Here is a 13,002-nt window from a genome sequence, read left to right on the forward strand (position 1 = left end):
TATCCATTACATCATTGAAAACCTTGAGATAAAAATATGATATCCCAAGGTTTTATTTTGATTCACTATACGCAGTTAGCCGATGGCTTACACTGAAACTAATATACTTATCAAAGAAGGATTCCAGAAACAACAAGAACAATTACATGAATTTCAGCAGAAACTAGAAAAACAGCAACATAATCCCCTACCCGTTCAGAAGCATCTTCATTCCATAGAGTTAAAATCGTCAAAGGTAGTCATTGCATTGGTCTCGCTTTGCGTAGCACTACTCTGTTCTATGAGTTGCAACATCTATCAATTCTCAGCAAACAGCCGTTTGAATGATAATGATATTAAGTTCCGTTACATCAAGGCATTTGGAGAAATCACCCCTAAAAACCTGTTGAAGCTTGAAACTATCTTTGAGTATGAACCCGACAAGCAAAAGCAACGCTCCTTGCGAAAGATGGTTGAGGAATATGAGCAACAAGTTGAGGAGCGAGCCAAAGAATTAGAGCAAGCCCGACTCAAAGAGGCACAAGCCGAACAACTGCGACAAGAAGCAGATAAAATTAAACAAAAGAAGTAGGTAGTCAATGAGTTGAAAAGATGGAGAAAATAAAACTTCTTCATCTTTTCGCTATTATATAGCGGTATATTTCATATCTTTATAGCCAAATAAAAGAAAACATCAATATTTAATTGATATGAATCGAATAAAAGAAGTCCTGGAAGAGAAAGGAATCAAGCAAACGTGGCTCGCAGAGAAGATCGGCAAAAGTTTCAGCCAAACCAACGCCTACGTCTGCAACCGCCGCCAACCCAGCTTGGAGGTATTATTTCAGATAGCAGAATTATTAAATGTAAACCCCAAAGACTTGTTAGCAGAGCCTGACAAGTCATCTAATGAATAATATAATATGGCAACGACAATCAGTTATCAAGATATAGAAAAAAGACTCACAGTGTTCAAAGAATCTTTTCCTATAGAAGAAATACCTTACATCTTATTAAGAGCCTTTGGTACTACAGATACATATATCAAAAGATACAAAGATGGTAAAGGCATTATTTCCGGCTTCAACGGTCTATTGATTAAAGGTTTGCTTGCATACCGTCAAGTGTCGACAGAAGCTCTTCTTTCTGAACTGGAGATGATGAAAGACGATCCTGTTGTGCTACGTGCAAAACCACGCTTATTGATTACCTCCGATGGAAACTCTATTCAAGCTTATGGTCCTAAGGAAGAAGAGTCGTACGACAATAAACTAAAATCTCTATGGCTGGACTTTCAATTCTTTTACCCATTGGCAGGAGTAGAACGTTACCGAGGTGTTGACGAGAATCCAGCCGATGTAAAAGCTGCCGAGAAAATGGCCAAGCTTCATGATGAAATTCGCCGATACAATGAATTCTCATCAGGCGACGATTTACACGATCTGAATATCTTTATGACCCGCTTGCTTTTCTGCTTCTTTGCTGAAGATACCGGAATATTCGAAGAGAATCTGTTTACTGCTTCCATCAGTCGCTATACCCAAGAAGACGGCTCCGATCTTTCTGAATATTTGAGTGCTTGTTTCAATATAATGGATAAGGATTTGAGAGTAGGAGTTCCTTCTGTTATCACCCAATTTCCTTATGTCAATGGAGGATTATTTCATAAACAAATATCTATTCCTAAGATGGGATATAGAGCCCGAAAGCTGATCCTTGAATGCGGTGGGCTGAACTGGAAAGATATTAATCCGGATATTTTCGGTTCTATGATTCAGGCTGTAGTCTCTCCCAGTCAACGAGGTTCGTTGGGAATGCACTATACAAGTGTACCAAACATTATGAAAGTTATCCAGCCGTTGTTTCTTGACAATCTTTACGAGGAGTTTACGAGGATTAAAGTAAGTGTAAAAGGTTTGCGCCAACTACTAGTCCGTATTTCTAAGATGAAATTCTTTGACCCTGCCTGCGGAAGCGGTAATTTCTTAATCATTGCTTATAAAGAGCTGCGTAAACTTGAAATCTTAATCTGGAAACAAATATCATCCCTAAAAGGGCAATACGAAATCCCCTTTGTCAACATTCAGTTAAATCAATTTTATGGAATAGAGATTGACGACTTTGCTCACGAAGTGGCCATGCTTTCTCTCTGGCTGGCAGAGCATCAGATGAACTGTATGTTCACATGTGAATTTACAAATGTGCAGATTCCAGCACTTCCTTTGCGCACAAATGGGAATATTGTTCAAGGGAATGCTTGCCGAGTGGATTGGAATGAGGTTTGTCCGCATACGGAAGAGGAAGAGGTGTTTGTATTTGGGAATCCACCGTATTTGGGAAGTTCTCTACAAGAAGAAGAACACAAAAAAGATATGGAATTGGTTTTTTCCTGCTTTGATGGTTGGAAAAATCTCGATTATATTTCTTGTTGGTTTCTTTTAGGGAGCATGTATATACAAGGTTCACAATCTAAATGCGCTTTCGTTTCAACTAATTCGGTGTGTCAAGGAGAGCAAGTATATTTACTTTGGAATCCTATATTTTCTTTAAATATAAAAATATACTTTGCCCATAGAAGTTTTAAATGGAATAATAATGCAAAACATAATGCTGGTGTAACTTGTGTAATTATTGGCTTAATGTCTAACAATCGAGACTCAAAATGCATACTATCTTCCGATGAAAAATATTTTCTTGTAAACAATATTACGCCATATCTCATTCCTTCCGAGAAACAAACAATCGTTTTAAAAAGAAGTAAATCTATATATTTAGTACCAACAATGGATTATGGAAGTAAACCTACAGATGGGGGAAATTTATTATTAAACCAACAAGAACTAAAAGACTTCTCAGCAGACTACCCTAATGCAGCTATTTATATAAAACCATTTGTTGGTTCAGATGATTTTATAAATGGGAAACATAGATATTGTTTTTGGATTGAAGAAAATCAATATTCAGATGCTTATGCTATATTCCCTATTAAGGAACGTATAGAGAAAGTTAAACTCATGCGACTCAATAGCAAAAAAGAAGCTACAAGAAAAGATGCAGAAAGAGCTTTTCAATTTGCAGAATGTAGATATAAAGATGCTGATTGCATTATTATACCCCGGCATTCCTCTGAAAATAGGGATTATATACCCATGGGTTTCTTATCCAAAGGAACAGTTGTCGCAGATTCTGCTTTTGCTGTCTACGATGCTCCCATGTGGCTTTTCGGTATTCTCACCAGTAAGATACACATGGCTTGGGTTAAAATCGTTGGAGGAAGACTGGAAACCCGATATCGCTATTCTGCTCAACTTTGCTACAACACTTTTCCTTTCCCTAAAATCTCCGAAGAGAAGAAAAAGCAAATCGAATCTGCTGCCGAAGAAGTTCTTTTATGCCGCGAAGACTATCCTGATAAAACATTAGCAGATCTTTATGATCCAGATAAAATGCCAGATAATCTTCGCCAAGCACATCATGCTTTAGACTTGATTGTAGAGAGTTGCTATCAAGACAAACCATTCGAGAATGATGAAGAGCGATTGGAGTGCCTGTTCAAGTTATATGAGAAAATGACTAAAAAAGAAAAATAGATTATGAAAGCCGAAAATATAGTAGACATTACATACGAACAAACCGGACGATCCACCAATACCAATAAACTAGGTATGCGTGAGATGCAAGCCAAAGTATATGAATGTAAAGACAAGCAATACTTACTTATCAAAGCACCACCCGCATCCGGCAAAAGTCGAGCTATGATGTTTGTTGCACTCTATAAAATGCAATATCAAGGCATTCAAAAGGCTATTGTATCAGTACCCGAAAAAACCATTGGCGGTTCCTTTAAAAATACAAATTTAAAAGAGTTTGGGTTCTTTGCGGATTGGACTGTTGCACCTTATTATAATTTATGTGGCGGAGACGATGAAAGCAATAAAGTGGGACGGTTCAAAGAGTTTCTACAAGACAAAGCGGCCAAAACTCTTGTGTGTACGCACTCTACACTACGTTATGCTTTCAAGGATTTGGACGACGAATGTTTCAATGATACATTGATTGGTATTGATGAATTCCACCATACTTCAGCAGATGCTGACAGCGGATTGGGAGACATCGTGCGCCGACTCATGGCCAATACTAATGCTCATATACTAGCCATGACGGGATCGTATTTTCGAGGAGATGGAGTTCCAGTGCTACGTGCAGAAGATGAAGCTAGATTTCACCCGGTAACCTATAACTACTATCAGCAGCTAAATGGCTATCAATATCTAAAGAATCTGGTTATTGGATATAAATTCTATCAAGGCAACTATTTGGATGCCGTATCAGAAGTGCTCGATACTACCAAGAAAACTATAATTCACATACCTTCGGTCAATTCGCGTGCAGCTACCGGACTAGGCAAGCATACAGAAGTGGATGAAATCATGCAAAAGATTGGTACTGTTAGATATACTGACTATAACACCACGATTAAATATGTTGTTACTCCAGATGGCAGAGAATTAAAAATAGCAAACCTTGTAGAGGAAACGGCTTCTGAACGTGAAACACTTCAACGTTATCTCCGTAACATAAAAAAGAAAGAAGATGTAGATATTATCATAGCACTTGGAACAGCAAAGGAAGGATTCGACTGGAAATGGTGTGAACACTGCCTTACAATTGGAGTTCGAGGATCATTGACAGAAATTGTGCAGATCATAGGCAGATGTACCCGTGACTGCGAAGGAAAAGAGACTGCCCAATTTACAAATCTGATAGCAATGCCTAATGCTAAACAAGATGATGTAACCGTAGCTGTCAATGATTTATTGAAAGCAATAACGGCTTCACTTCTGATGGAACAAGTAATGGCGCCATCGTGGAAGTTTAAAACAGCCAAAGAGGTAAAAGAAGGAGCAGAAGGCGGCGATGGTGATAAACGTACACTGATTGTAGAAGGATTGAAACCGTTATCTTCGGAAAAAACAAAAATAATCGTTGCTGAACAATTAGATGACTTGAAAGCGACCATCCTACAAGATGATATGATTGTAAAAGCTATGGCATCTGATACCTACGCAGAAACGATCAACAAAGTACTTATCCCTAAAATCATCAAGGAGAAATATCCCGATTTAACCACAGACGAAGTGGAAGAAGTTCGCCAACGCACGATACTGGATACTATAGTAAAAGGAAATAATGTAGAAGTACAGCCGGACGGACAACGTCTTTTGCGACTTACCAATAAATTTATCAACATCGATAAACTGTCTATCAATATTATTGACACAATCAATCCTTTTCAAAGGGCCTATGAAATTCTGTCGAAACAGGTGAATGCTGGAATGCTGAAAGTGATCCAAGATACGATTGCCGAACAAAAATACGACATGAGCCTTGAAGAAGCTATTTTTCTCTTCAAAGGTCCATTGAAGCAATATATCGTTGCCAACAATGGGCAACTTCCTGATATAAATCATCCTAATCTGAAAGTACAAAGGCTGGCACAAGCCTATCTAAAGATTAAGAATCAGAAAATCAGAAAAGAAATGGGATTGGAATACGATCCAAAGAGTAATTAATTCATAAATAGAAAAGTGTCCCATGGAATATCCTAAAGAGCTTGAAGAATTATTTAACGATCCCCTTTTAGCAGATGTTAAACCTGCTTCTAAGCCACTGACAGCAGATGACCGTTTGGCCGAGAAACTTTTGTGCATTAATGAGTATATAAAGCGAACAGGACATCGCCCCCTACCCGGAGGAAATCTTGAAGAGAAAAAACTTTGTCGAAGTCTGGAGGCTATACTGAATCATCCTTCTGTATCTTCATTAAAAAACTATGATGAATTCAACCTGTTAAATATAGAGTAGCTTATGGAAATAGATGACATCAATAAAGAACTGGAGGAACTATTTAAAGACCCTATATTAGAGATTACTGATGAGGAGAAAGCCCTTTTTACTCTTCCGGAAGTTCTAAAGGCAAAGAAAGAACGTAAAGAAGCTGATTATGTAGCTCAACGAGTTGTTTGTGAAAACTTTGCTGATTATGAATCCGGATTTAAGCAAGTCCATAAAGATCTACGTGAAGGCAAACGAATGTTGAAAAGATATACAGGTGAATCTGCTATTCAAGCCGGATATTATTATGTATTAAACGGGGTAGTGGTTTATTTGGATAAGCTGATAGAGATGAGGAAAGAGAACAGAACCGGCGGACACCTCGATGGACGGACACGCCTTATATATGAAAACGGAACAGAATCTGATATAAAATTCAGAACTTTAGGAAAAAGCATACAAATAGACGGGTTCATTATTACAGAGAGTACAGAAACAGATGAAGTTGCTTTAGAAGTTCGTTTTAATAATATAGAAAGTTCTGATATTGCGGATGGATACATATATGTACTATCTTCTTTATCTACTGATCCACAAATACAAGGGCAAAAAGACTTATATAAAATAGGTTTCTCAACAACAAGAGTTGAAGAACGGATAAAGAATTGTGAATATGAGCCGACTTACCTAATGGACCAAGTGAAAATAGTTTCGGTATGGAAAACCTTTAATATGAAGACAAACGTATTCGAAAACATTATCCATCAGTTTTTTAAATCCGTACAATTCAAAGTTAAGGTTAGAGATATAGCGGGGAACGAGTCTATCCCTCAAGAATGGTTTGTTGTGCCATTAGGGATTATTGAACGAGTGGTAGAAATGATTATTGATGGTTCCGTTGTTGATTATAGATATAATCCAACCATGCAAGTACTCGAAAAGGTTGAAAAAGAAAAGAGAACAGCAAGTGATAAAGTAGATACAACTGGCTGGTCTATCCTAACACTGCGAATCAAACAAATTTATTTTGATTTAATCCTAAAAGGTGAAAAAACGGTTGAATACAGAGATATGAAGCAAAGCCAAATAGGCAAATACACATGGGTAGAACAAGATACAGGCACTAGATATTTGCGCAAATTTGATGCATTACGTCTATTTGTTCGAAATACAGCCGGCGGCGGAGACAGAATGTTGGTCGAAGTTATAGATACTCAATATAATCCGGATTCTAGACAGGTGGAGTACCTGCTGGGAAAGGTTTTGGAAGTTGATATCAAATCTAATTTACATAAATAATATGCAAAATATAATAGCAGTCATTTGGGATTTTGATAAAACGCTAGTAGATGGCTATATGCAAGATCCTATCTTTGAAGAGTATAATATAGATCCTAAGAATTTTTGGGAAGAAGTAAACAAATTACCTGAACGATATTTGAAAGAGCAGGATGTAAAGGTTAATCCAGATACAATTTACCTGAATCAGTTCATTAAATATGCTAAAGAAGGCAAATTTGCAGGATTGAATAATGATAAGTTAAAGGAATTTGGAAGCAAGTTAAAATTCTATCCCGGTATCCCTGATATATTTAGAACCAGTAAAGAACTACTAGCAAATGATCCAGCCTGCAAAGAGTATAATATTAAAGTGGAGCACTATATTGTTAGTACTGGATTTGCTCAAGTTATACGAGGTTCTTCCGTTATGGAGCATATTGAAGATATTTGGGGGTGCGAGCTAATAGAAGCACCTGATCCGAATCAAGAAGGTTGTTCTATCATCAGTGAAATAGGATTTACAATTGATAATTCTACTAAAACTAGAGCCATCTTTGAAATCAATAAGGGTATCAATAAAAATCAAGATGTAAATGTAAATAGCAATTTGTCTGAAGAGCAAAGAAGAATAAGCTTTAAGAATATGATTTATATAGCGGATGGTCCTAGTGATGTTCCTGCTTTTTCTGTTGTAAAAGGAAGAGGAGGCGCAACTTTTGCTATATACCCTCACGGTAATGAAAAAGCATTCAAACAAGTGGAACAGTTGAGAATAGAAGGACGTATTGATATGTTTGCAGAAGCTAACTATAATGATAAAACAACCGCTTCTATGTGGATTTGTAATAAGATACTTGAATTTGCAGAGCGTATTAAACAAACAGAGAAAAGTAAACATTCTGGGAATTTCAACACCCCCAAACACTTAATATAGCAAACTTTATCAATTATGGCTGAAAAATATAATGCATCCAATATAGCATTAGAACAAATCCTGAACTTCATTAAGTCCGGTGAAATCGCTATTCCAGAAATTCAACGTCCTTTTGTCTGGAAACCCAGACAGGTACGTGATTTGATTGACTCACTATACACAGGTTATCCAACCGGATACTTTATTATCTCTCAAAGTCCCAATATGAAGTTGAAAGACGGCACTCTTTCCGAAGGAAAAAAGATAATGATAGATGGACAACAACGTGTAACTGCACTGATGACTGCCATTATGGGAATGGAAGTTATCAATGCCAACTTCGAGAAAAAAAGAATAAAAATAGCATTTAATCCTTTGGCTAATCCTGAAAATGAGGAAGAAATATTCAAAGTACAAGATAATGCCATTTTGAGAGATAAACGCTGGATTGCAGATATTGCAGAAGTTTTTAAACCGACTTTTGATCTATGGCAGTTCGTAAATGAATATTGTACTGTAAATACTGAGATTAGAGGAAGCGAATTGAATAAAATTCTCATGCAGTTGATGGATATCAAGAACCGTCAAATAGGTGTAATTACGTTAAACAGAGAGCTCACAATTGACGAAGTTACAGAGATTTTCATTCGCATCAACAGCCAAGGGGCAAAACTGAACCAAGCAGACTTTGCCATGTCAAAGATTGCAGCCAATACGAACTATGGCGGTAATGTACTAAGAAAAGCTATCGATTATTTCTCGCATTTAGCTATCCAACCGGATTGGTATGGAGATATGTGTAAAGATGTAGAATTTATCGCGACTCCATTTGCTAACAAATTAAAGTGGCTAAAAGATGATCGTGAAGATATATTTGATCCTGATTATAATGATATTCTTCGAATAGCCTTCATGTATAAGTTCAATCGTGCCAAAATGAAGGACTTAGTAAGTTTGTTAGGAGGACGCGATTTTGAAACACGTGAATATAAAGAAGATATTGCAGAAGTTTCATTTCAAAAGCTTACAGAAGGGGTTATGGATTTTATGAACGAGTATGCCTTTTCAAACTTTGTATTAACAATTAAGTCAGCCGGATTTATCAGTAATAAATTGATAAACTCACAAATGACACTCGACTTCGCTTATACGCTTTATCTCTTACTCCATGCTGATCCTAATATTGACAATTCAAAAATTAAGCATTACGTTGCTAAATGGTATGTCATGACAACTTTAACCAGCAGATATATCACCTCCCCTGAGAGTGTTATGGATACAGATATTCGCAGAATTAAAGAAAGAGGGTTTGTAGCATACTTCGAGGAAGTTGAAGCCGCCAATTTATCTGAGACCTTTTGGAGTGTAGGATTAGTTCAAAACCTAGAAACATCTGCTATCAACAGCCCATATTTTAATACGTATCTAGCAGCACAAATTTATAATGGAGATAATGCTCTATTTACAAATGGAGGTAAAGTTAGTGATTTGATTACCGTCATTGGGGATGTTCATCACATTTTCCCTAAAAAGTATTTAATCAGAAATGGCTGGACGGATAAATCGAAATACAATCAAATTGCAAACTACACCTATCTTGATACACAAGTTAATAAAGCGGTATCTGATGATGCACCCTACATTTATTTCAGCAAAGCATTCGAACAATGTGAGACCAAACAACTCATATATGGCAATATTACGGACTTAGATGTACTTCATAAGAATTTGAAACAAAATTGCATCCCGGAAAATATAGTAGAGATGTGGAATACTGATTACGACATTTTTTTAAATAAACGGCGTAAATTAATGGCGCATAAGATTAAAGAATACTATTATAATTTATAAAGAAGGCTATATGCAGTTCATATATAATACAACAATAATGATTCATGACTAAAGAACAGAAAATATTATCTCTTTTAGCTCAGTTCAAAGAGTTGGGTATAGATCAGCAGATAGACTATAACAAGTTCTATCTATACTCTATTATTACCCATTCAACAGCTATTGAGGGTTCTACCGTCACCGAAATAGAAAACCAACTTTTATTCGACGAGGGTATCAGCGCAAAAGGTCGTTCAATGACTGAACAGTTAATGAACTTAGACCTGAAAGCTGCATACGAACAATCAATTGCCTTTGCAAAGAGCCATAGTGATATTACCGTCGAGATGCTTAAGAAGCTATCCTCTGTGGTTTTAAAGAATACAGGAACAATCTATCAAACTGCTTTAGGAGAATTTTCGTCTGCAAATGGAGATCTACGTTTACTAAATGTTACGGCTGGTACCGGAGGGCGTTCTTATATGAATTACTCAAAAGTACCTACTAAGCTAGCAGAGCTTTGCGAAAACATAAACCAAAGACGAAAGTCTCTATCAAAAAGAGAGATTATCGAATGCTACAAATTGAGCTTCGATGCTCACTTTCATTTGGTAACTATCCACCCTTGGGCTGACGGCAACGGCCGAATGTCTCGTTTGCTGATGAATCAGTTGCAGTTTGAATTTGGGCTCATCCCCACCAATATCAACAAAGACCGTAAAGCGGAATATATTGAAGCCCGTATTGCCACCCGTGAAAATGATGATATTGAGTTGTTTCGTAACTTTATGTTTGATGAACATATTCGTAACTTGGAGGAGACAATTCGTAATTATCAGGCATCAATAGAGGATACTGGTTTAGAACCTCGTATCGATGTCGGTATAAATGTCGGTATAAATGTCGGTATAAACGAGCAGTGTACATTAGAACTTATTCGAATTAATAATCGGATAACTGCAAAAGAAGTAGCAGAATCGCTCTCGGTTTCCTTACGGCAGGGTGAACGTATTATGGCAACACTAAAGGAGAAAGGTTTAATTAAACGTGTTGGTTCTAATAAATCGGGGCATTGGGAGTTGAATGAGCCATAAATATCTGTAGAAATTAGCAAATAAATACCCTATGCGCATACAGCTTGCATCCGACCTACATTTGGAGTTCAAAGAGAACCTCGCTTATATTCAGAGTATCCCGTTTGAGATAACAGGAGATATTTTGATATTAGCTGGAGATACTTTCTACCTCAAAGACAGGACTATGCCAAATATTAAGTTTTGGCGATGGGCTTCTCAGAACTATCAACAAGTGATATTGGTGCCGGGTAACCACGAATTTTATAACAATGGTGATGTAACTTCTCGTGGAGACTCTTGGCAATATATGTTTCTCGACAACGTGGGATACTACTATAACAAGGTGGTACGTATTGGTGATGTTGATATTATTCTCTCAACTTTGTGGTCACACATTCGTGAAGAAAACGAGGTTAGTCTATTCAGAGGAATGAACGATTTTTGCCAGATATTATATGATAAGCATCGTTTACGCATAGAGGATTTTAATGTAGAACATAAAAAATGCCTTGCCTTTATCAAGCAAAGTGTCCTCGAAAGTACCGCTAAACACATTGTTGTCGTAACCCATCACCTACCTACTCTTCAAGTTGTTGCCGAAGAGCGAATAAATGATAGCATGAATAATGCCTATGTTACAGAGTTGGGAAACTTCATTGCCAATAGTCAAATTGATTATTGGATATACGGACACTCTCACGAAAATATTAATACCGAAATAGGTGTCACTAAAATTATATCCAATCAGTTGGGGTATTTGCTCAATGGAGAGCAAATAGAGGGATTCAGTACAAGTCGATTTATTGAGTTATAAAAAATCAAAAGAATATAAACATGAAAATACATCACTATACAAATTTAGAATCATTAGCAATGATTCTAAAGAATAGGACTATTAGATTTAATCGCCTTGATAAAGTAGATGACCTTGAAGAGGGTAATGCTGAGTCATTAGGAGTTCGTTTTTGCAAATATGTATTTGTTTCATGCTGGACCGAGATTTCCGAAGAAAGTATTCCCCTTTGGAAAATGTATGGTGGTGATTTTGGAGGTATTCGAATTTCAGTAGAGAAAGAAATGTTTCAAGAATATTTCGTATCTAATTTAGATTTTGGAGGTCTAAAATCACAAGGCTTTCTTATAACAAAAATTCCTCCACAAAGCCTAACTCATCCAGATTTTTGGGTTTTCCCTATGTTAGATTACAATAATGACTTGTTTTATCGACACGTAGAATATGTAGATGATGTTTTTCAATACACCAAAGATTGTATTCAGATTACTAATATTAAAGATGGTAGAGGAGATATGAATATGCAAATGAAGCCTTTTGGTTCTTATAAAAATAAACGTTGGGGGTTTCAGAATGAAACAAGATTTGTGCTCTATGTGCTTCCCTGCAACCCTATGTTAGAGGGGGTAAATCCAGAAGTCTCCAGCATAGTTATGCAAAGCCTATTAGGAAACAAATCTTTACCTTTTACATACTATGATATGCAACTTAAAGATGAGGTTTTAGAAAAAATAGAAATTACACTCAGTCCATCCGCTTCTGAAGCTGAGAAAATAATAACACAAGCCTTAATTGACAAATATGCTCCCAAAGCTCAAATCAAAGACAGTGCTTTGGGAAAAGTAGTCCGACTAAAGTAATTATCAGAGAAACTAATCTTACAAATGAATAGTGTCGTATTCAATAATAAGTTCTATCTTTGCCTCTGCAAACCATTTGTAACCCCAATGCGGTAACACTCACCAAATCAATCCTCTAAAATTGATTTGAGACTTTCGCAAAAGGGCTGAAAAAACGCGGTACAACACGTATACCGAAACAACTGAAAACCAATAGATTGAATTTCCCGGTACTTTCAATGTAATTGTAAAAACAAGGTTTGTACCGTTTAAAAGAGTAAAACGCTAAGAGTCAATAGTGTAAATATGCTGCATCGGGAAATAAAGCTTGTAAGCATCTGTAATACAGATAGTTACAAGCTTCTAAGTTGAAAAATGCAAATATAATCCTGGATTGTTAATTTCTTGATTTTTAATGCAGTAAAAAAATGAACTAAGATGTAAATATTACATTTT

11 protein-coding genes are annotated in these 13,002 nt (G+C 36.5%); all 11 read left to right on the plus strand.

What is annotated here, in order from left to right; all coding sequences use genetic code 11:
* The first annotated feature begins 82 nt into the window (after positions 1-82).
* The 11 genes from C511_RS0110375 to C511_RS0110425 all read left to right on the plus strand — a co-directional run bounded on the left by C511_RS0110375 (position 83) and on the right by C511_RS0110425 (position 12,567).
* Positions 83-571 (plus strand): hypothetical protein, encoded by a 489-nt coding sequence (locus C511_RS0110375; RefSeq protein WP_024997191.1) that lies wholly within the window; start codon positions 83-85, stop codon positions 569-571.
* A gap of 118 nt (positions 572-689) precedes the next feature.
* On the plus strand, positions 690-896 hold the full coding sequence (locus C511_RS0110380) for a helix-turn-helix domain-containing protein (protein ID WP_034782202.1): 207 nt from the start codon (positions 690-692) through the stop codon (positions 894-896).
* A 6-nt stretch (positions 897-902) separates the two neighbouring features.
* Complete coding sequence (locus C511_RS0110385) at positions 903-3,569, plus strand: class I SAM-dependent DNA methyltransferase (protein WP_027318114.1); 2,667 nt, start codon at positions 903-905, stop codon at positions 3,567-3,569.
* A gap of 3 nt (positions 3,570-3,572) precedes the next feature.
* Complete coding sequence (locus C511_RS0110390) at positions 3,573-5,552, plus strand: DEAD/DEAH box helicase (RefSeq protein WP_024997189.1); 1,980 nt, start codon at positions 3,573-3,575, stop codon at positions 5,550-5,552.
* 22 nt (positions 5,553-5,574) lie between these two features.
* A complete protein-coding gene (locus C511_RS0110395) occupies positions 5,575-5,844 on the plus strand; it encodes a hypothetical protein (RefSeq protein WP_024997188.1) in 270 nt (89 codons plus the stop codon).
* Between the two features lie 3 nt (positions 5,845-5,847).
* Positions 5,848-7,113, plus strand: a complete 1,266-nt coding sequence (locus tag C511_RS0110400) for a GIY-YIG nuclease family protein (RefSeq protein WP_024997187.1) — start codon at positions 5,848-5,850, stop codon at positions 7,111-7,113.
* A gap of 1 nt (position 7,114) precedes the next feature.
* Positions 7,115-8,029, plus strand: a complete 915-nt coding sequence (locus C511_RS0110405; protein WP_024997186.1) for an HAD family hydrolase — start codon at positions 7,115-7,117, stop codon at positions 8,027-8,029.
* A gap of 15 nt (positions 8,030-8,044) precedes the next feature.
* A complete protein-coding gene (locus C511_RS0110410; protein WP_024997185.1) occupies positions 8,045-9,859 on the plus strand; it encodes a GmrSD restriction endonuclease domain-containing protein in 1,815 nt (604 codons plus the stop codon).
* Positions 9,860-9,903: 44 nt separating this feature from the next.
* Positions 9,904-10,932 carry a Fic family protein gene (locus tag C511_RS16660; RefSeq protein ID WP_024997184.1) on the plus strand — a complete coding sequence of 343 codons (1,029 nt, stop codon included), beginning with the start codon at positions 9,904-9,906 and terminating at the stop codon, positions 10,930-10,932.
* A gap of 31 nt (positions 10,933-10,963) precedes the next feature.
* On the plus strand, positions 10,964-11,728 hold the full coding sequence (locus C511_RS0110420; protein WP_024997183.1) for a metallophosphoesterase: 765 nt from the start codon (positions 10,964-10,966) through the stop codon (positions 11,726-11,728).
* A gap of 20 nt (positions 11,729-11,748) precedes the next feature.
* Positions 11,749-12,567, plus strand: a complete 819-nt coding sequence (locus C511_RS0110425) for a hypothetical protein (RefSeq protein WP_024997182.1) — start codon at positions 11,749-11,751, stop codon at positions 12,565-12,567.
* Positions 12,568-13,002: the final 435 nt, after the last annotated feature.

It is taken from the genome of Bacteroides graminisolvens DSM 19988 = JCM 15093, from assembly GCF_000428125.1.
Taxonomy (GTDB): Bacteria; Bacteroidota; Bacteroidia; order Bacteroidales; family Bacteroidaceae; genus Bacteroides; species Bacteroides graminisolvens.

What these genes read in the sequence shown, in the direction of transcription:
- C511_RS0110405 (WP_024997186.1), top strand. Translation starts at nt 7,115, where the DNA reads ATGCAAAATATAATAGCAGTCATTTGGGATTTTGATAAAACGCTAGTA.
- C511_RS16660 (WP_024997184.1), top strand. Translation starts at nt 9,904, where the DNA reads ATGACTAAAGAACAGAAAATATTATCTCTTTTAGCTCAGTTCAAAGAG.
- C511_RS0110390 (WP_024997189.1), top strand. Translation starts at nt 3,573, where the DNA reads ATGAAAGCCGAAAATATAGTAGACATTACATACGAACAAACCGGACGA.
- C511_RS0110395 (WP_024997188.1), top strand. Translation starts at nt 5,575, where the DNA reads ATGGAATATCCTAAAGAGCTTGAAGAATTATTTAACGATCCCCTTTTA.
- C511_RS0110400 (WP_024997187.1), top strand. Translation starts at nt 5,848, where the DNA reads ATGGAAATAGATGACATCAATAAAGAACTGGAGGAACTATTTAAAGAC.
- C511_RS0110425 (WP_024997182.1), top strand. Translation starts at nt 11,749, where the DNA reads ATGAAAATACATCACTATACAAATTTAGAATCATTAGCAATGATTCTA.
- C511_RS0110385 (WP_027318114.1), top strand. Translation starts at nt 903, where the DNA reads ATGGCAACGACAATCAGTTATCAAGATATAGAAAAAAGACTCACAGTG.
- C511_RS0110410 (WP_024997185.1), top strand. Translation starts at nt 8,045, where the DNA reads ATGGCTGAAAAATATAATGCATCCAATATAGCATTAGAACAAATCCTG.
- C511_RS0110375 (WP_024997191.1), top strand. Translation starts at nt 83, where the DNA reads ATGGCTTACACTGAAACTAATATACTTATCAAAGAAGGATTCCAGAAA.
- C511_RS0110420 (WP_024997183.1), top strand. Translation starts at nt 10,964, where the DNA reads ATGCGCATACAGCTTGCATCCGACCTACATTTGGAGTTCAAAGAGAAC.
- C511_RS0110380 (WP_034782202.1), top strand. Translation starts at nt 690, where the DNA reads ATGAATCGAATAAAAGAAGTCCTGGAAGAGAAAGGAATCAAGCAAACG.